Origin of the sequence: Allobosea sp. (assembly GCF_035944895.1) — a bacterium.
Taxonomy (GTDB): Bacteria; Pseudomonadota; Alphaproteobacteria; order Rhizobiales; family Beijerinckiaceae; genus Allobosea.
In genome coordinates this window covers 30,785-49,331 of sequence record NZ_DASZAT010000014.1, presented here as the reverse complement: position 1 = coordinate 49,331, position 18,547 = coordinate 30,785, and the positions used below count along the sequence as shown (strand labels likewise).

The window sequence follows — 18,547 nt, the reverse complement described above, 5'->3', positions numbered from 1 at the left end:
ACATGCGCAAGTGATTCTATGAAGGAAGAACCAGCCCAAACTCTGGAGCGTCAGTTTTGCTCACACGCTTGACGCCGATCGAGTTCAACAAGCCGACAGGGTCAGGCCGGACAAGACCGGCCATCGTCACATGCGAAACGGCGGAAGGCGACATTGTCGAAGTTGTAGCGAAATTCTCGGCCGGATGTGATCTCGGCGTCACGAGCCTAGCGCGAGAAGTGGTCGCCGCCTGCCTCGCCGCAGACCTTGAGCTGCCGGTTCCGCAGCCATTCCTTCTTGAAATTTCGCCTGACTGGGCCAACATCATCGTAGATGCGGGGTATCGAGAGCTGGTTGCCCGCAGTTCGCGTATAGCCTTCGGCTCCAAGTATCTTGGCAATCAATATACTGCCTGGTCGAGCGGCACTCGCCTTCTGGACGATATGGTGGGCATCGCGGCGGCGGCTTTCGTTTTCGACTGTATCATACAGAACCCTGACCGACGGCTCATAAACCCGAACTGCCTAGTTAGGGGCGACGAGATCAGAATTATCGATCACGAGTTGGCCTTTGCCCATGGCCAGATTCTGTTCTGGAGGCCACCTTGGCAACTTGGTGGTCTTAACGTGATGGAAACGCCCGGATTTCATATTTTTCGAGACGTCCTGCGTAACCGGAATATCGATTTCGAGCCGATCGGGGCTGCATGGCGATCCTTGTCGGATGATCGGCTTCGGGCCTATGGTGCCGCGGTGCCGGGAGAGTGGTCCGCCGAAGGGGCGGATATTGACAGCGCGCTGGCTCTGATACGAGACGCGCGGGATAATATCGACGGCTGCATCGCGGAAGCGAGACGAGTTCTGGAATGATGGACAAGCAGACCTACACATATGCGGTCTTGCGCTATGTGCATGACGTCGTGACGGCTGAGTTCGTCAACGTCGGCGTGGTCATCTACGTGCCATCTACTGGCTCCGTCCTCTCGCGTGTCCGAACCTCGATGGGCCCCCGCCTGAGAGGGGTCTTTCCCGATCTGGATCGCGAGGCGTTTACGCGCGCCATGCGGGCGACTGAACGCAGCCTCGCGACCCTCGCCAAAGCCACGAAGACCGAAGGGCTATTTTCATCCGAGGCCGATGCAGTCGGCATGGTCGCGCGCGCTTTGCCCAAGGATGATAGTGCGCTGCAGTGGTCATCGCCGGCCGGTTCTGGCCTGACGAGCGACCCTGAGAAAACGCTTGCGCGTCTCTACGACCGCTTCGTATCGCGTTACGACGTGCGATCCTTGCGTCGGCGCTCGGACGACGATGTCTGGCGTCCAGTGCGCCAGAAATTGGAAGAGCAGAACCTGTCTGTCCAACTTCAGGAAAAGACGATCGTCGGCACCGTCGACGAGATTGTCTTCAAGCATGCTTGGAAGAATAGTGTCTGGCACGTCTATGAGGCTCTCTCCTTTGATCTCGCTGATTCCGATGGGATCAAAACAAAGGCGCGGGAGTGGGCAGGCCACCTTCTGTCCGCGAGTGACGGAGCAACCGAGGTGTTTAAACCTCACTTCATCGTCTGCGGCCCATCGCGAAGCGAATTGTCAAATGCGTATAAATCCGCACTCGCGATCCTGAAGAAGGCACCGGGCTCGCCCGAAATATTCGAAGAGGACCAAGTTGATGAATTGGTCGCTCAGATCGAGGATGAGGTTCGCGCGCATGAGGCACACCTCGAATAATTTAATTGGTTACTCAAGCCTGTAATAACTGGATCGACCGCCACTTGATGCGAGACAGCACGCTTGGCGGGCGCCATCTTCAACGTCCCAAATAGTGGTAACCCCGCCTCGCCCACAGGCACGGCGGGGTCGTAGGCCAAGCTAGATGCCGGCGGGATTGCAGAACTCCGCCCCCGCCAGCCATTCCACTACGCCGCCTCTGCGAGGTGCTTTTCGCTCCCCACCTCCCCATGCTGCCTGAGCGGCTTATTCCCCGACAGCTTGCGCATCAGCACGTAGAACACCGGCGTCAGGAAGATGCCGAAGGCTGTGACGCCGATCATGCCGGCGAAGACCGCGATGCCCATGGCCTGGCGCATCTCGGCGCCCGCCCCGGTCGAGAGCACCAGCGGCACCACGCCCATGACGAAGGCGAGCGAGGTCATCAGGATCGGCCGCAGGCGCAGGCGGCTGGCCTCGATTGCGGCCTCGACCGGCGTCCTGCCCTCGAATTCGAGCTCGCGCGCGAATTCGACGATCAGGATGGCGTTCTTGGCCGATAGTCCGACCAGGACGACGAGGCCGATCTGGGTGAAGACGTTGTTGTCGCCGCCGCTCCACCAGACGCCGGCCATCGCCGCGAGCAGGCCCATCGGGATGATCAGCAGGATCGCGACCGGCAGGGTCAGGCTCTCATATTGCGCCGCCAGCACCAGGAAGACGAGCAGGATCGCGACCGGGAAGACCAGGATGGCGGAGTTGCCGGCCAGTATCTCCTGATAGGTCAGCTCGGTCCATTCGAAGGCGAAGCCCTTGGGCAGGGTCTCGGCGGCGATGCGGGTGACGGCGTCCTGCGCCTGGCCGGAGGAGAAGCCGGGGGCCGGGCCGGCATTGATGTCGGCGCTGAGGAAGCCGTTATAGCGCATGGCACGTTCGGGGCCGGCATCGGTGCGCACGTTGAGCACGGCCGACAGCGGCACCATCTCGCCCGAATTCGAGCGGACCTTGAGCTTGCCGATGTCCTCCTGATAGGCGCGGTAGGGCGCATCGGCCTGGACTCGCACCGTGTAGGTGCGGCCGAACTTGTTGAAGTCGTTCACATAGGACGAGCCCAGATAGATCTGCAGCGTCTCGAAGACATCGGTGACGGGAACGCCGAGCTGGCGCGCCTTGGTGCGGTCGATGTCGGCATAGAGCTGGGGAACGTTGACCTGGAAGCTCGAGAACATGCCGGCGAGCTCGGGCGCCGCCGCAGCCTTGGCCATGAAGGCCTTGGTCGCCTCGTCGAGCGCCTTGTAGCCGAGGCCGGCGCGATCCTCGATCTGCAGCTTGAAGCCACCGATGGTGCCGAGGCCCTGGACGGGCGGCGGCGGGAACATCGCGATGAACGCCTCCTTGATGCCGGCGAACTCCTTGTTGAGCTGCATGGCGATGGCGTTGCCCGAGAGCGAGGGATCCTTGCGCTGGTCGAAGGGCTTCAGGCCGACGAAGACGATGCCGGCATTGGAAGAGTTGGTGAAGCCGTTGATCGACAGGCCGGGGAAGGAGATCGCGTTCTCGACGCCGGGATGCTTCAGCGCGATCGCGTCCATCTTGCGGATGACGTCCTCGGTGCGGTCGAGCGTCGCCGCGTCGGGCAGCTGCGCGAAGCCGACGAGATACTGCTTGTCCTGGCCCGGCACGAAGCCCGACGGCACCTTCTGGAAGAGCATGACGGTGAGGCCGACGAGGCCGGCATAGACCACGAGCATCACGGTCTTGCGGCCGAGGATGCGGGTGACGCCGCCGCCATAGGCTTCGGAGCTGCGGTTGAAGAAGCGGTTGAAGCCGCGGAAGAACCAGCCGAACAGCTTGTCCATGACGCGGGTCAGCGCGTCCTTGGGCGCGTCGTGGCCGCGCAGCAGCAGGGCGGCGAGCGCCGGCGACAAGGTCAGCGAGTTGATCGCCGAGATCACCGTCGAGATCGCGATGGTGAGCGCGAACTGGCGGTAGAACTGGCCGGTCAGGCCGCTGATGAAGGCGAGCGGCACGAAGACCGCGACGAGGACGAGCGCGATCGCGATGATCGGGCCGGAGACCTCGCGCATCGCCTTGTAGGTGGCTTCGCGCGGCGAGAGCCCGTTCTCGATGTTGCGCTCGACATTCTCGACCACGACGATGGCGTCGTCGACGACGATGCCGATCGCCAGCACCAGGCCGAACAGCGAGAGCGCGTTGATCGAGAAGCCGAAGAGATACATCACCGCGAAGGTGCCGACGACCGAGATCGGCACGGCGACCAGCGGGATGATCGAGGCGCGCCAGGTCTGCAGGAAGACGATGACGACGAGCACGACCAGCGCGATCGCCTCGAGCAGCGTCGAGATCACCGCCTTGATCGAGGCACGAACGAACTGGGTGGTGTCGTAGACGATCGAGTAGTCCACGCCCTCGGGCATGTTCTGCTTGATCTCCTTCATCACCGCCTGAACCTGATCAGCGATCGCGATGGCGTTCGAGTTCGGCGCCTGGAAGACCGGCACGGCGACGGCCGACTTGCCGTTGAGCAGCGAGCGCAGAGCGTATTCGGCGGCGCCCAATTCGATGCGGGAGACGTCCTTCAGGCGCACGACCGCGCCTGAAGGAGCGGTCTTGACGATGATCTCGCCGAACTCCTCCTCGCTGGCGAGGCGGCCCTGCGCGTTGACCGAGAGCTGCAGATCGAGCCCCGGCCCGCTCGGCGAGGCGCCGATGACGCCGGCCGCGGCCTGGACGTTCTGGGCGCGGATCTCGCGGACGATGTCGGAAGGCGAGAGGCCGTGCTCGGCGACCTTCTGCGGATCGAGCCAGACGCGCATCGAATAGTCGCCCGAGCCGAAGAGCTGAACCTGGCCGACGCCGTCGATGCGCGCCAGCCGGTCCTTGACGTTGAGGACGGCGTAATTGCGCAGATAGGTCATGTCGTAGCGGCCGTTCGGCGAGGTGATGTGCACCACCATCGTCAGGTCGGGCGAGCTCTTGATCGTGGTGACGCCGAGGCGGCGCACCTCCTCGGGCAGGCGCGGCTCGGCCTGGCTGACCCGGTTCTGGACGAGTTGCTGGGCCTTGTCCGGGTCGGTGCCGAGCTTGAAGGTGACGTTCAGCGTCATCACGCCGTCGGTCGTCGCCTGGCTCGACATGTAGAGCATACCCTCGACGCCGTTGATCTGCTCCTCGATCGGCGTCGCCACGGTCTCGGCGATGACGCGGGGATTGGCGCCGGGATATTGCGCGCGCACCACCACGGTCGGCGGCACGACCTCGGGATATTCCGAGATCGGCAGCGCGCGCAGCGCCAGCAGGCCGGCGAGGAAGATCAGGACGGAGAGGACGCCGGCGAAGATCGGCCGGTCGATGAAGAACTTCGAGAGGTTCATGGGGTGCCCCTTCAAGGCGGCGGCCCCGCCGGTCCCGAAGCGGCCGGCGGGGCGATAGAACTGGGAAAGGCTCGCGCGCTCTAGCGCTGCGCAAGCTCGGTCTTGGGCTTCTTCAGCTCGGAGCGCTCGGCCATCGGCACCTGCTCGGGGGCGACGGAAGCGCCCGGGCGGATGCGCTGCAGGCCGTTGACGACGATCTGCTCGCCGGCCTCCAGCCCGCTGGTGACGATGCGCAGCCCTTCAGCGGCCGTGCCGAGGGTGACCTCGCGCCACTGCGCCTTGTGGTCCTTGCTGACGACGAAGACGAACTTCTTGTTCTGGTCGGTGCCGACGGCGCGCTCGTTGATGACGAGGGCCGGCTCGGACTTGGCCTGGCCCATGCGCAGGCGCACGAACTGGCCGGGCATCAGCGCGCCGTCCTTGTTGTCGAAGATCGCCCGGACGCGGACGGTGCCGGTCGCGGCGTCGATGCCGTTATCGACGAAGTTGAGATGGCCGGAGATCGGCGCGGCCTCGTTGGTCGCGGTGGTCATCTGCACCGGGATGCGCTTCAGGTCACGCGGCTTGCCGGGCTCGGCCGGCAGGGTCGCCAGCGCCTTGAGCAGCGAGCCTTCGTCGGCATTGAAGCCGGCATAGACCGGGTCGACCGAGACCAACGTCGTCAGCAGCGGCGCATTGGCGCCGGCAGCGACGAGGTTGCCAACGGTGACTTCCAGCCGACCGATACGGCCACCGATCGGGGCGCGGATCTGAGTGTAATCGAGGTTGAGCCGCGCCGACTGCAGGGCGGCGCGGGCGGCGCGCTCGTTGGCCTGCGCCTCGCGCAGGGCATTCAGCCGGGCATCAAGGTCGCGCTGCGAGACGTTCTGCGTGGACATCAGCTTCTGGCCGCGCTCATGCTCGTTTGCGGCGAGCGCGACGCGAGCCTCGGCGGCAAGCAACTGCGCCTGCGCACGCTCGAACTCGGCCTGATAGGGCGCCTGATCGATGCTGACGAGCAGGTCGCCCTGCTTGACCAGCGCGCCCTGCGCGAAGTGCACCTGCTCGACCACGCCGGAGACGCGCGAGCGGATCTCGACGCGCTCGATCGCCTCGAGCCGGCCGGAGAATTCGGCCCAGCTGACCAGCTCGCGCTGCTCGACGACAGCGACAGAAACAGGAGTCGCGGCCGGCGCGGCGGGGGCGGTGTCGCCCTGCGCCTTGTCGGAACCATGGACGGCGACGGCGAGCGCCGCGAGCGAGACGCCGGCGGCGAAAGTAACGCCCAACAGGGCATGACGGATCGTTCCCAGAATCATGGGTCTAGTCCTTCGTGGAGAGAGATTGAAAGAGCTGGCGGCTGTCGGTGCTAGGACGGCGCAGTCGCGGTGAAGAACTCGCTGACGTGATGACAGGCCGCGCACAGGCAGGTGCCGTCGCAGGGGCCTTCGGCGAAGGCGTCCGGCCAACGGCTCGGACCGCCGACGACGCGAATGGTGGTGTCAACGCCGGCCGCCTTCAGCCGGTGGGCATAGTTGATGCTCTCGTCGCGCAGCAGGTCGTCCTCGGCGGTGACGATCAGCGCCGGGGCGAGGCCGGTCAGCCTGACGGCATTGACCGGAGCGGCATAGGGATGCGCCGCCTTTTCGGGCGAGCCGAGATAGGCATGCCAGCCATCGGCCCAGCGGCAGCCGACCGGGCCGGCCTCGGCATTGCGGAAGGAATAGGTGCCGAGGCAGGAATCGAGCATCGGCGAAAATAGAATCTGGCCGGCGAGCGGCGGGCCGTGCCGGTCGCGCGCCATCATGGCGAGCGCTGCGGCGAGATTGCCGCCGGCCTCCTCGCCCGCCACATAGAGCGGCGCGGTCTTGCCGACCCAGCGCGCCTTGTCGCGGGCGATCTTTTCGAGCGCGGCATAGGAGGCTTCGAGCGCCTGCGGGAACGGACTGGCCGGAGCAAGCGGGTAAGGCAGCGAGATCACGATTGCGCCGGCCTCGGCCAGCGTGGTCGCGACAGCCTCGCCAGAGGCAAGCGAGCCGCTGTCGAAGGTGCCGCCATGGAGGTGGACGACAAGGCCTGCCTCGTCCGGCACGGAAGCCGGCGCGTAGAGCCGGCCGGCGACCTTTTCACGCCCGACCGCGACGCTCTGCTCGCGCCAGAACACGGCGCGGCGATAGCGGCTTTCGGGGACGGACGGGGCGAGCATGGCGGTGACGGCCGACGAATGTTGCGGTGCATCACGATTTAGGTGATGCTCCCCGCTTAATAAACCGCCGTTCTGCTCCTACATTATTTCCATATGGAAACAATCGACAGGGCATCCGGAGCCTCGCCATGGACCAGCTCAACGCCATGCGCGCCTTCGTGCGCGTCGTCGAAGTCGGCACCTTCACCCGCGCCGCGGAACTGCTCGACCTGCCGAAGCCGACCGTGACCAAGCTGATCCAACAGCTCGAAGGCCATCTGCACGCGCAATTGCTCAACCGCACGACGCGCCGCGTCACCGTGACGATGGATGGCGCCGCCTATTACGAGCGGGCCCTGCGCGTGCTCGGCGAGATCGACGAGCTCGACCAGAGCATGACCTCCTCACAGGCCCGGCCGAGCGGGCGGCTGCGCGTCGACGTCAGTGCCTCGTTCGCCACCGACATCATCCTGCCGGCGCTGCCCGGCTTCCATGCGCGCTACCCCGAGATCCAGATCGACATGGGCCTGTCCGACCGGCCTGCCGACTTGATCGGCGAGAATCTCGACCTCGCCATCCGCGCCGGCGAAATCGACGACCAGAGCCTGATCGCCCGCCGCATCGGCGAGATGATGCTGATCACCTGCGCGACACCCGGCTATCTGGCCAAGCACGGTACGCCGCAGCACCCGCGCGATCTGGAGGATGGCCATCTCGCGATCGGCTATCGCCGGGCCGGCACCAGCCGCATCATGCCCTTCACCTTCGCCAGCCCGAAGGAGACGATCGAAATCCAGGGCGACTATGTCGTTTCCCTGAACGACGGGACCGGCTATGTCGCCGCCGGACTGGCGGGGCTGGGCGTCATGCAGGTGCCGACCTTCATGGCGATGGCGCATATCGCCGCCGGCCGGCTCGTGCCGGTCCTGACCGACTGGTGCACCAAGCCGAAGCCGCTGCACATCATCTATCCGCCGAACCGCCACCTCTCCAACAAGGTCCGCGTCTTCGTCGACTGGCTCGCCGAGCTATTCGCCCGGAACGCGTTGCTTCAAGGCAAGCCGCTGCTACCCTGCCCCGGCGGCGTGGCCGCGGAGGCACTCGCTCATCGGCCGGAACAAGCCGCCTAGCCGCGCAAGGCCGGGATGACGGGCCGGCGGTTCCATCACATAGCGAACTGGCCTAACCAGATGCGCCGGCATCCGCCGCGCGCTTCCGCCACCAGCCAGGTCCGCCCGATGTCCCGCAGCGTCCGCGACAAGCTCGAAGCCAATCTCGCCAGCATCGGCGACGGCACCCCGGTGTTCACCAAGCTCCTGCTCGATACCGCGCGTGCCGAGGCCGACGCCGCCGACCGCCGGCGCGAGACCGGGCTGCAGCTGAGCGCGATCGACGGCACCATCGTCTCGGTCAAGGACCTGCTCGATGTGAAGGGGGTCACGACCTGGGCCGGCTCCAGCGCGCTGAAAGGCGCGCCTGCCGCAACGCAGGATGCGCCTTCGGTGGCGCGCTTACGCCGTGCCGGCGCGGTGATCATCGGCAAGACCAACATGACCGAGTTCGCCTTTTCCGGCATCGGCCTCAACACCACCTTCGGCACGCCTGGCAGCGCGGTCGACAAGGCGCGCATCCCCGGCGGCTCCTCTTCGGGCGCGGCAGTCTCGGTGGCGGAAGGCTCGTCGGAGCTGACCGTCGGCACCGACACCGGCGGCTCCTGCCGCATTCCCGCCGCCTTCAACGGCATCACCGGGATGAAGCCGACGCACAAGACGGTCCCCGACGAGGGCTGCTTCCCGCTGGCACCGAGCCTCGATTCGATCGGCCCGCTGGCCAAGGACGTCGCCGGCTGCGCGCGCCTGCTCTCGGTGCTGGCCGACCGGCCCTTCGATCTGGCGGACGGCATCTCGCCCGGCCGCATCCGCCTCGGCGTGGCGCGCGGCGGCTTCCTGGCCGAGGCCGATCCCTCCGTCGCCAAGGCCTATGAAGCGGCGATCGAGCGCGTGACACGGCTCGGCATCGCCATCGAGCCGGTCGATCTCGACGGGTTCTACAAGGAGATGCTGGCGGTCGGCCCGGTGCCGCTCGTCACGGTCGAGGCGGCGGCCGTGCATCGCGACCTGCTGGCCAGCAAGGCCGATGCCTATGACCGGCGCGTCGCGGCCCGCATCGCCATCGGCGTGCCCTGCAAGGCGACCGATTACATCATCGCCATGGAGAAGCGCCGGGCGCTGATCGCCAGGCTCAAAGCCCAGCTCGACGGGCTCGACGGCTTCCTGGCTCCGACCGTGCCGATCGAGGCGCCGACGATCGCCGCGATGGAGGCCGGTGACGAGGCCTTCTTCGCGGCCAACCGCCTGATCCTGCGCAACCCGGCCTTCGGCAACCTGTTCGACCTGTGCTCGATCTCGCTGCCGATGCCGCTCGGCGACAAGCTCTCGGGCGGGCTGATGCTGAGCGCAGTCGCCGGACGGGACCAACAATTGCTCAACATCGCCAAGCTGATCGAGCCGGCTGCGGCGGGCTGAGTCTCAGGGGCGCGGACGCCCTTCCCGTCATGGTCGGGCTTGTCCCGACCATCCGCGTCTTCCTTCGGATAGCGCAGTGTTCAAGACGTGGCTATTCGCCACAAGGGCGAGCATGACGTCGAGGATCAGCCCCTCACCTCGCCCAGCGACCAGGGCAGTTCCTCGCCGCCACGGAAGATGACGACGTCTTCCTCGCCGACCGCCACCGTCGGAGAGACGCGGCAGGGCCGCTTCTCCAGCGTGATCGTACCTTCGTTCAGCGGCAGGCCGTAGAAGCGCGCGCCGTTCTCCGAGGCGAAAGCCTCGAAATGGGCGAGTGCGCCCTCCTCGTCGAAGACCTGGACGTAAGTTTGCAAGGCGGTGGCGCCGCCGAAGACACCGGCCGAGCAGCATTCGGCCTGCTTGGCGCTGCGCAGATGCGGAGCAGTGTCGGTACCGATGAAGAAATTACCGTCGCCCGAGGTGACCGCCTTGCGCAAGGCGAGGCGATGGCGCTCGCGCTTGGCGACCGGCAGGCAATAGAGATGCGGCCGCAATCCTCCCTGGAAGATCGAGGTGCGGTTGATGATCAGGTGGTGCGGCGTCACCGTGCCGGCCGCGCGGCCGGCATGGGCGCGTACCAGTTCGACCGTCTCGGCGGTGGTGACGTGCTCGACCACGACCTTGAGGCCCTGATGCCGCCCGAGCAGCGGCAGCATCTCGGTCTCCATGAACACCGCCTCACGGTCGAAGATGTCGACGGCCGGGTCGGTCGCCTCGCCGTGGACGAGAACCGGCATGCCGATCTTTTCCATCCGCTCCAGCACAGGGGCGAGCTTCGGAATGCTGGTGACGCCGTGATGCGAGTTGGTCGTCGCGCCCGAGGGATAGAGCTTGGCGGCAGCCCAGACGCCCTCGCGGAAGCCGCGCTCGATCTCGTCCGGATTGGTCGTGTCGGTGAGATAGCAGGTCATCAACGGCGTGAAGTCGTTGCCATCCGGCCGCGCCGCCAAGATGCGCTCGCGATAGGCTGAGGCCGCGTCAACCGAGGTCACCGGCGGCACCAGATTCGGCATGATGATGCCGCGCTTGAACTGCGCGGCGGTGAAGGGCAGCACAGCCTTGAGCATGGCGCCGTCGCGCAGATGCACATGCCAGTCGTCCGGCCGGCGGATCGTCAGGGTCTGCGCCGGGATGGCTGCCTTGGCCTCGCTGCTGCCGAAGAGTTCCGTGACGCTCATGACCTGCCCCTGTGCTGACCTGCCCGCCAAACGAATCCGCCAGCGAGCCGGCCTTCCATAGCCGCCTTGGCGAGGCCGCGCGAGTACATCGAAACAATCCTGCCGGGGACAGTGCGCGGGAGGGATTGACCTTCACCGACAACCTGTCGAGAAGGGGCCGTTTGCGAATTTGACACGAGCCGCGCCAACGCCTGCAAACGGCGAAGGATGGCGCGCGCTGGCCCTGGAGAACGAGACCATGTCGAATCTTTACATGCCGGTCGACCGGGAGACCATCGCGCTCGAAGCGGCCAAGATGCTGCTGGAGATCAAGGCGGTCCACTTCTACAGCGACAAGCCCTTCATCTTCACCTCGGGCTGGGCGAGCCCGGTCTATATCGACTGCCGCAAGATCATCTCCTTCCCGCGTTTGCGCTCCTCGCTGATCGACTTCGCCGCCACGACGATCGTGCGTGACATCGGCTATGAATCGATCGACATCGTCGCCGGTGGCGAGACCGCCGGCATTCCCTTCGCCGCCTGGATCTCCGATCGCCTGTCGCTGCCGATGCAATATGTCCGCAAGAAGCCCAAGGGCTTCGGCCGGAATGCGCAGATTGAAGGCGAAGTGGTCGAAGGCGCGCGCACTTTGCTGGTCGAGGACCTTGCCACTGACGGCGGCAGCAAGGTCAATTTCTGCAAGGCGCTGCGCGACGCCGGCGCCAAGGTCGATCACTGCTTCGTGCTGTTCTACTACGACATCTTCCCGCAGGGCCGCGAGATGATGAAGGAGATCGGCGTCGGCCTGCACTACCTCACCACCTGGTGGGACGTGCTCAAGGTCGCCAAGGCGAGCGGGCATTTCGAGCCGAAGGTGTTGGCCGAGGTCGAGAGCTTCCTCAACGAGCCGGCCAAGTGGTCGGCCGCGCATGGCGGCATCTCGGACTTCAACCAGGCCAAGACCGGCTGAAGACCCAAAATCAGCTCCGATCCGCAGGCTCTCAGCCGGCGTGCAGGACACGAAAACGATCGGGTGCCGCAGGCTCCCGATCGACGATCTGGATCGGCGGCCAGGTCCATTGCCAAACGCTGATCCCCGGCTCGCGCGAAAAGCGGATTGGCCCGCGCGTGCCTTCGACCGAGATGTTCGGCCAGGCTTCGGCCAGGCGCGCGCCATCGGTGCCCCGAGCTCTCAACATCTCGGCGAGAACGGCGATCGTGTCGTAGCCCTCGAAAGCCACGAAGGACGGCGCCTGCGCAAGCTGCCGGCGCAAGGCCGCCTCGACCCGCACACCGAGCAGCGGAAGCTGCTCCGGCAAATAGCGCAAAAACGGGATCGCGGCCCCACCCTCGCCCAGCAACGCCAGCCATTCGGGCAGCTCCGGCGGCCCTGCCGGCGCGCCGATCAGGACACCGCCAAGGCGCGGATCGCTGCGGACGGCCTTGACGATCGAGACCGCCGGCTCCGGATGGCCGACCAGGAGCAGCAGGGCCGTGGCGCCCTTGCCGGCAAGTTCGTCACAGAGCGCGGCAGGCGTCAGCGAGTTCATCTCGAATTCGATGACGCTGCCGCCATGCGGCGCGAGATGATCCCACAGGATACGTGTCCCGGAGGCCCAGTAGACGCTCGGGACGGTCGCGACGGCAATACGCTGATGCCCCAAGCCTAGCAGGAAGTCAGCGTAGAGCCGCCAGCCCCGGGACTGCGCCGGGGCGATCCGGGCAACCCAATCCGTCGGCTGCTCGGTGAGCGCATCGAGCACCGCCGAGGAGCAGAGGAATGGCAGGTGTAGGGCATCGGCCCTGGCCGCAGCGGCGCGGGCGACGACGCTGTGGTACTCGCCCGCGAGCGCAACGACGCCCAGACCGGCCAGCTCGTCGACGGCGGCCGCCGCCCTCTGCGGGTCGGCCGCAGTGTCGCGTACGATCAACTCGAGTGGCCTTCCGTGGATTCCTCCGGCAGCATTGACGTCAGTGACAGCAAGCTCGAGCCCCGCGAGCAGATGCTGGCCTGCCTCCACCCAGCCAGGTGGCGACAGCGGTGCCAGGGCACCGATCCGGATAGGCGTCGTCATGCGTCGGTATCTCCCGGGCGGCGTTTCGGTCGCACTATGCCGGGATCGCGCCGATGGACGTCAGTAGCGTAGGCGCAGCGCAGTCAACCGATTTCAGAATTTCGGTGGCCGGCGCTCGAAGAAGGCGGCGATGCCCTCGCGGAAATCCGCCGTGGCGGCGTTGGCGACGAAGTTCTGCTTCTCCAGGTCGAGCTGCGCGTCGAAGGAGCCATGCGTCGCGGCCTGGACCAGCGCCTTGCTCGCCCCTTGCGCGCCGACACTGCCGCGGGCGAGCTTCTCCGCCATGGTTCGCGCGGTCTCGATCAGCTCACCATGCGGCACGACGCGGTTGACGAGGCCGAGCTGGAGCGCGGTTTGCGCATTCACAGCCTCGTTGAGCAAGACGAATTCCAGAGCCCGGCGCGGGCCGAGCAATTGCGTCAGTGTCCAGGTGGTGCCGCCATCGGGACTGGTGCCGAGCTTGGTATAGGCCGAGAGGAAGCTCGCATCCTGCGCAGCGACGACGAGATCGCAGGCGAGAGCGAGCCCGACGCCGCCGCCTGCGACCGGCCCCTGCACCGCGGCGATCACCGGCTGCGGCATCGCCTTGATCAGCCGCATCAGCGTGTGGAAGCGGTCGATCAGCTTCGTCGCAGTCTGCGGCGCGCCCGGAAGGTCGGCCTGGAAGCGGGCGAGATCGCCACCGGCCATGAAGGAGCGCCCTGCCCCGGCCAGGATGACCGCGCGGATCGACGCGTCGGCGGCAAGCCCGGAGAAGGCTGCCACGAGAGCGTCCGCCATCGCCTCGTCGAGGACATTCAGCACCTTGGGGCGGTTCATGGTCACGGTCAGGATCGGGCCCTGCCGCTGCGTGCCCACCACCTCGCCCGCCGGATCGCTCATCGCATCACCTCCTGCCGCCCAAGCTCAAACTCCCTCGTCATCCCGGATGGAGCGAAGCGGAACTCCGGGATCCATCGTAGAGCACGACGCCCTTCGATGGATTCCGGAGCTGCGCGGCTGCGCCGCTTGTCCGGAATGACGGCCCGATGGGTGAAGCTCACCCCGGCGCCCGCGTATCGTCGATGACCTTGCCGTCATTGGGCAATGTCCCCGGCGCCACCAGCTCGACCGCACCGCTCAGCTTGAAGACATCGCGGACGGAGGTCTTTACCGCCTCGGCCAGCCCTGCCCCCGGCGCCGCAGCCTCCGCCTTGAAGCACATCGCGTCAGCCTCGCCGGCACGCGTCACCACCAGCCGGCAGCGGCCGAGTTCCGGGTGCCGTGCTGCGACCGCCGCGACCTGCTCCGGTCGCACGAACATGCCCTTGACCTTGGCCGACTGGTCGGCCCGCCCGAGCCAGCCGCGGATGCGCTGGTTGGTGCGCCCGCAGGCCGAGCGCCCGGGCAACGTCGCGGTGAGATCGCCGACGGCGAAGCGGATCAGCGGCTTCTTCGGGTCGAGGATAGTCACCGCGATCTCGCCGACCTCGCCTTCCGCCACCGGCTGGCCGGTACCGGGCCGCAGGATCTCGACGATGATGTCCTCGTTGAGGACGAGGCCTTCGCGGGCCGGCGTCTCATAGGCGATGATGCCGCATTCGGCCGTGGCGTAGCACTGATAGGCGTCGATGCCGCGCGCGCGGAACTCGGCCTGCAGCGAAGGCGGGAAGGCCGCGCCCGACACCACCGCCCGCTTCAGCGAGGAGAGATCGCGCCCGCGCGCCGCGCCGAGGTCGAGCAGGATCTTGAGGAAATCCGGCACGCCGGCATAGACCGTCGGCCGATAGGCCTCGATCAGATCGAGCTGGGCGTCGCTATTGCCCGGCCCGGCCGGGATCACCGCGCAGCCGAGCACGCGCGCCCCGGCATCGAAGCACCAGGCGCCGGGCGTCAGGTGGTAGGAGAAGGTGTTGAGCACGATGTCGCGCCAGCCGGCGCCGGTCGCGGCGAGTGCCCGTGCGACCCGCCAGGGGTCGTCGTCATGGCCCTCGGGCTCGAAGATCGGTCCCGGCGACATCATCAGACGGCGATAATCACCGGGGCGGCCGGGCAGCAGGCCACCGAAAGGCAATTTCGCGCGCTGGATCATCGACAGCTCGGATTTGCGCAGCACCGGCAGCTTGGCGAGCGATGTCCGGTCGGTCACCTCAGCTGGCTCGATGCCGCGCAGGTTCCGGCGCCAGACCGGCAAGGCTTTCGCCGCTGCGATCACCTGCGGCAACCGCCCGAACAGCTCGGCCTCGCGGCGCGCCGGCGCGCGCGTTTCCAGGCGGTCGTAGTGCTTTGCCATGGCGCCGCCTCAAGCCAACCAGCGCTTGCGGCGCCGGTAGTGCTTGACCGCGTGGTAGTCGACCTTCTCGTGGCCACCGAGATAGGCGTCGGCGACGTCGGGATTGGCACTCAGCACCGCCGCCTCGCCGCTCATCAGGATGCGGCCATTCTCGATCAGGTAGCCGTACTGGGCGATCTCCAGCGCCGCCGTGGCGTTCTGCTCGACCAGCAGCACGGCGACGCCGTCGCGCTCGTTGACGCGGCGGACGATGTCGAAGATCTCGTCGACGAGGAACGGGGCGAGGCCCAGGCTCGGCTCGTCGAGCATCAGCAGGCGCGGCTCGGTCATGAGGGCTCGGGCGATCGCCAGCATCTGCTGCTCGCCGCCGGAGAGATAGCCGGACTCTGCCTTGGCCCGCTGAGCGAGACGCGGGAAGGTCTCGAACATCCTGTCGATCAGCGCTGTGACATGGCCGCGCTCGCGATGCATGGTCGCCGCCGCGATCAGGTTCTCCTTCGGCGTCAGATGGCCGAAGACGCGCCGTCCCTCGAGCACATGGACGATGCCAAGACGGACGCGCTCGGGCGGATCGACCGCCAGGATCGAGCGGCCATCGAAGCTGATCTCGCCGCGCGTGACCGCGCCGCGCTCGGGCTTGAGCAGGCCGGAGATCGACTTCAGCACCGTGCTCTTGCCGGCGCCGTTGGCGCCGAGCACGGCGACGAGCCCCTTCTCGGGGACCTCGATCGAGACGCCGCGCACGGCGAGGAAGACCTGATCGTAGACGATCTCGATATTGTTCAGCGCCAGCAGCGTCATCGGCCCGATCCGATAATGGCGGGCGGCGCGTCAGAGACGCGCCGCCCGGACCTCGTCATTTCCCTGTCTTCTTGAACTCGTCCGAGTTCTTGCGAATCTCCTCCCAGACCACGTCCTGGTTGGCGGAGAACCAATCGGTGATCGGCACGAACTTGGCGCCGTCCCAGCGTGCGATCCGGCCCATGCCGCCGCCCTGGTGGTCGTCCTTGGTGATCGTGGTCGGTGGCAGCAGCCCTTCCGCCGTGAAGTTGGTGATCGAGCGCAGGCCTTCATTGAGCCAGGGACCAGTGACCGGGCCGTTCGGCGCCTTCTCGGCCGCCTTGCGCACGCCCTCGACCATCAGCGTCGCCATCTGGACACCGTAGTTGTAGTAGGCCGTGCCGACCTTGTTCTCGGGGCCGGCGCCTTTGCCCTTGCCGACGACCTCGGCCAGGATGTCCTTGATGACCTTGGGCTCGCGCCCGCCGACGCAGGGCTCGACCTTCATCACGCCCTTGGCCGCCTCGCGCCCGACCACGTCCATGTCGGATTCGGAGAGCCAGACGCTGCCGGAGACCCGGTCCATCGGCAGGCCGTTGCGGATCGCCTCGGTCAGCGCCACGGTCTGGCCGACGCCGGCGCCCCAAAAGATCACGAAATCGGGCCGCGCGCGGCGCACCTGCGGCCAGATCGCCGACTGGTCGTTGCCCGGCGGCGTATAGGGGAAGGCGGTGAGCTCATAGCCTTCCTTCTTGGCGAGCACGTTGAGGATCGGCAGCGGCTCCTTGCCGAAGGGCGTGTCGATATGGACGAAGACGATCTTCTTGCCCTTGAGGCTGCCCTTCTCGGTCTTCTTGAACTGCTCGATGATCAGGCCGGCCTGGGTCCAGTAGTTGATCGAGAGCGGCAGCACATAGGGGAAGGCGCTGCCATCGGCGGCATCGCTGCGGCCGGAATAGGCGGTGATCATGTTGATCTTGTCTTCGAGCGCGCGCGGCACGAGCGCGCGGGCCACCGGCGTCGAGAGCGGGTCGATCAGCACGGCGCCTTCGCGCTTGCCGCGCTCATAGGCCTCGATGGCGCGGGGTAAATCGTTGGCGTGGTCGGTGATGTCAGCGACGATCTTGTAGCCACTGACGCCGCCGCGATCATTGACGAGGGTGAAGTAGTCGCGCTGGCCCTGGTTATATTCCGAGGTGACGAAGGTGTAGATGCGGGTGAAGTCCTGCGGCAGCGAGAAGCGGACGATCTTCTCCTGGGCGAAGACCCGCACCGGCAGCGCAAACGGCGCAGCGAGCGCGGCCGAGCCGGCGATGAAAGAACGGCGATCGAGCGACATCCTGTTTCCTCCAGCCCTGTCGTTGATTGAGGCACCGTCACCGCTGGGCATGGCGGAACGGCCAGACGAGCAAGTAATTGCGGAAATTGGCGTAGATCTTGGCGAGGCCGAGCGGCTCGTAGAGCAGGAAGCCGATCACCAGCGCGCCATAGGCCATCAGGGGCAGATGCGCGCGCAGGTCGATCGGCAAGGACCAGCCGAGCGTGCTCGCGGTGAAGCCGAGCAGGTTGTTGAGCAGGATCGGCGCGAACAGGATCAGCGCCGTGCCGAAGAACGGCCCGAGCACGCTGCCGAGGCCGCCGACGATGATCATCGCCAGGATCTGGATCGAGAGCTCGATATGAAACTGGTCGGGCGAGATCGCCCTGAGATAGGTCACCGCCAGCACCGAGCCGACGACACCGCCGATGAAGGACGAGACCCAGAAGGCGAGCAGCTTGTAGCGGAAGGTCGAGATGCCGAGGATCTGCGCGGCGTAATCCTTCTCGCGCAGCGCCGCCAGGGCCCGGCCGAAGCTGGTGCGCCGGACGTTCAGCATGAACAGGGTGATGACGAAGCAGACGCCGAAGGCGAGGTAATAGGTCGGCAGATCGCCCTGCAGGGGGATGCCGAGGAAGCGGACCGGCGGCACCTGCAAGGTCGCGAGCGAGCCGCCGCTGATCACCGAGGAATGCGAGATGACGAAGTCGACGACGTACTGCATGGCGAGCGTCGCCATGGCCAGATAGATGCCCTTCATGCGCAGCGCGGCGCCGCCGAACATGGTGCCGATGGTGGCGCTGAGCAGGCCGCCGGCGATCATGGCGATCTCGAGCGGCACGCCGAGGCGCACCAGATGGACCGAGCCATAGGCGCCGATGCCCATCACCGCGCCATAGCCGAGATGGATCTGGCCGGACCAGCCCATCAGGAGGTTGAGGCCGAGCGCTGCCGAGGTCCAGATCAGCCAGGGCAGCAGGTAGCCGGAGACATAGAGCCGGTCGAAGATGAAGGGCGCCGCCAGCAGGATGGCAATGACCACGATGATCAGGCCGCGGTCGAAGCCGAGCGGAAACAGCTGGCGCTCGTCCTGATAGCGCGTGTGGCGGATGCCGGCGCGACGATAGAACACGGC

15 protein-coding genes are annotated in these 18,547 nt (G+C 66.5%); 5 read left to right on the top strand and 10 right to left on the bottom strand.

Annotated elements, in window-relative coordinates:
- The first annotated feature begins 68 nt into the window (after positions 1-68).
- Positions 69-848 carry a HipA family kinase gene (locus tag VGV58_RS25625; protein WP_326876893.1) on the top strand — a complete coding sequence of 260 codons (780 nt, stop codon included), beginning with the start codon at positions 69-71 and terminating at the stop codon, positions 846-848.
- On the top strand, positions 845-1,705 hold the full coding sequence (locus VGV58_RS25620) for a DUF3037 domain-containing protein (RefSeq protein ID WP_326876892.1): 861 nt from the start codon (positions 845-847) through the stop codon (positions 1,703-1,705). The genes VGV58_RS25625 and VGV58_RS25620 overlap by 4 nt, the downstream gene beginning before the upstream one ends.
- A gap of 188 nt (positions 1,706-1,893) precedes the next feature.
- Here VGV58_RS25620 and VGV58_RS25615 read toward each other — a convergent pair whose 3' ends face one another.
- The 3 genes from VGV58_RS25615 to VGV58_RS25605 all read right to left on the bottom strand — a co-directional run bounded on the left by VGV58_RS25615 (position 1,894) and on the right by VGV58_RS25605 (position 7,264).
- Positions 1,894-5,079, bottom strand: coding sequence for an efflux RND transporter permease subunit (locus VGV58_RS25615; protein ID WP_326876891.1), 3,186 nt, complete (start codon positions 5,077-5,079; stop codon positions 1,894-1,896).
- 80 nt (positions 5,080-5,159) lie between these two features.
- Positions 5,160-6,377, bottom strand: coding sequence for an efflux RND transporter periplasmic adaptor subunit (locus tag VGV58_RS25610; protein ID WP_326876890.1), 1,218 nt, complete (start codon positions 6,375-6,377; stop codon positions 5,160-5,162).
- 50 nt (positions 6,378-6,427) lie between these two features.
- Positions 6,428-7,264, bottom strand: coding sequence for an alpha/beta hydrolase fold domain-containing protein (locus VGV58_RS25605; RefSeq protein WP_326876889.1), 837 nt, complete (start codon positions 7,262-7,264; stop codon positions 6,428-6,430).
- A 128-nt stretch (positions 7,265-7,392) separates the two neighbouring features.
- On the opposite strand from VGV58_RS25605, the gene VGV58_RS25600 reads away from it, so the two are divergent.
- Positions 7,393-8,373, top strand: coding sequence for a LysR family transcriptional regulator (locus VGV58_RS25600; protein ID WP_326876888.1), 981 nt, complete (start codon positions 7,393-7,395; stop codon positions 8,371-8,373).
- A gap of 108 nt (positions 8,374-8,481) precedes the next feature.
- Positions 8,482-9,768, top strand: coding sequence for an amidase (locus VGV58_RS25595; RefSeq protein ID WP_326876887.1), 1,287 nt, complete (start codon positions 8,482-8,484; stop codon positions 9,766-9,768).
- A 125-nt stretch (positions 9,769-9,893) separates the two neighbouring features.
- Here VGV58_RS25595 and pyrC read toward each other — a convergent pair whose 3' ends face one another.
- Entirely contained in the window at positions 9,894-10,988 is a 1,095-nt protein-coding gene (gene pyrC / locus VGV58_RS25590) for a dihydroorotase (protein WP_326876886.1), read from the bottom strand.
- Between the two features lie 238 nt (positions 10,989-11,226).
- Here pyrC and VGV58_RS25585 point away from each other — a divergent pair, with 238 nt between their 5' ends.
- Positions 11,227-11,937 carry an orotate phosphoribosyltransferase gene (locus tag VGV58_RS25585; RefSeq protein WP_284169224.1) on the top strand — a complete coding sequence of 237 codons (711 nt, stop codon included), beginning with the start codon at positions 11,227-11,229 and terminating at the stop codon, positions 11,935-11,937.
- Between the two features lie 31 nt (positions 11,938-11,968).
- On the opposite strand, the gene VGV58_RS25580 is transcribed toward VGV58_RS25585, so the two are convergent.
- The 6 genes from VGV58_RS25580 to VGV58_RS25555 all read right to left on the bottom strand — a co-directional run bounded on the left by VGV58_RS25580 (position 11,969) and on the right by VGV58_RS25555 (position 18,544).
- The gene (locus tag VGV58_RS25580; RefSeq protein ID WP_326876885.1) at positions 11,969-13,042 is read right to left on the bottom strand and encodes an ABC transporter substrate-binding protein; all 1,074 of its coding nucleotides are present in this window, start codon (positions 13,040-13,042) and stop codon (positions 11,969-11,971) included.
- Between the two features lie 93 nt (positions 13,043-13,135).
- Complete coding sequence (locus tag VGV58_RS25575) at positions 13,136-13,924, bottom strand: enoyl-CoA hydratase/isomerase family protein (RefSeq protein WP_326876884.1); 789 nt, start codon at positions 13,922-13,924, stop codon at positions 13,136-13,138.
- 157 nt (positions 13,925-14,081) lie between these two features.
- Entirely contained in the window at positions 14,082-15,314 is a 1,233-nt protein-coding gene (locus tag VGV58_RS25570; RefSeq protein ID WP_326876883.1) for a phenylacetate--CoA ligase family protein, read from the bottom strand.
- Between the two features lie 9 nt (positions 15,315-15,323).
- Entirely contained in the window at positions 15,324-16,115 is a 792-nt protein-coding gene (locus VGV58_RS25565) for an ABC transporter ATP-binding protein (protein WP_326876882.1), read from the bottom strand.
- 55 nt (positions 16,116-16,170) lie between these two features.
- Entirely contained in the window at positions 16,171-17,433 is a 1,263-nt protein-coding gene (locus tag VGV58_RS25560) for an ABC transporter substrate-binding protein (RefSeq protein WP_326876881.1), read from the bottom strand.
- 37 nt (positions 17,434-17,470) lie between these two features.
- Positions 17,471-18,544 carry a branched-chain amino acid ABC transporter permease gene (locus VGV58_RS25555; RefSeq protein ID WP_326876880.1) on the bottom strand — a complete coding sequence of 358 codons (1,074 nt, stop codon included), beginning with the start codon at positions 18,542-18,544 and terminating at the stop codon, positions 17,471-17,473.
- Positions 18,545-18,547 lie beyond the last annotated feature (3 nt).

Coding starts and splice junctions, on each gene's coding strand:
- VGV58_RS25620 (WP_326876892.1), top strand. CDS start 845: ATGATGGACAAGCAGACCTACACATATGCGGTCTTGCGCTATGTGCAT.
- VGV58_RS25615 (WP_326876891.1), bottom strand. CDS start 5,079: ATGAACCTCTCGAAGTTCTTCATCGACCGGCCGATCTTCGCCGGCGTC.
- VGV58_RS25610 (WP_326876890.1), bottom strand. CDS start 6,377: ATGATTCTGGGAACGATCCGTCATGCCCTGTTGGGCGTTACTTTCGCC.
- VGV58_RS25605 (WP_326876889.1), bottom strand. CDS start 7,264: ATGCTCGCCCCGTCCGTCCCCGAAAGCCGCTATCGCCGCGCCGTGTTC.
- VGV58_RS25600 (WP_326876888.1), top strand. CDS start 7,393: ATGGACCAGCTCAACGCCATGCGCGCCTTCGTGCGCGTCGTCGAAGTC.
- VGV58_RS25595 (WP_326876887.1), top strand. CDS start 8,482: ATGTCCCGCAGCGTCCGCGACAAGCTCGAAGCCAATCTCGCCAGCATC.
- pyrC (WP_326876886.1), bottom strand. CDS start 10,988: ATGAGCGTCACGGAACTCTTCGGCAGCAGCGAGGCCAAGGCAGCCATC.
- VGV58_RS25585 (WP_284169224.1), top strand. CDS start 11,227: ATGTCGAATCTTTACATGCCGGTCGACCGGGAGACCATCGCGCTCGAA.
- VGV58_RS25580 (WP_326876885.1), bottom strand. CDS start 13,042: ATGACGACGCCTATCCGGATCGGTGCCCTGGCACCGCTGTCGCCACCT.
- VGV58_RS25575 (WP_326876884.1), bottom strand. CDS start 13,924: ATGAGCGATCCGGCGGGCGAGGTGGTGGGCACGCAGCGGCAGGGCCCG.
- VGV58_RS25570 (WP_326876883.1), bottom strand. CDS start 15,314: ATGGCAAAGCACTACGACCGCCTGGAAACGCGCGCGCCGGCGCGCCGC.
- VGV58_RS25565 (WP_326876882.1), bottom strand. CDS start 16,115: ATGACGCTGCTGGCGCTGAACAATATCGAGATCGTCTACGATCAGGTC.
- VGV58_RS25560 (WP_326876881.1), bottom strand. CDS start 17,433: ATGTCGCTCGATCGCCGTTCTTTCATCGCCGGCTCGGCCGCGCTCGCT.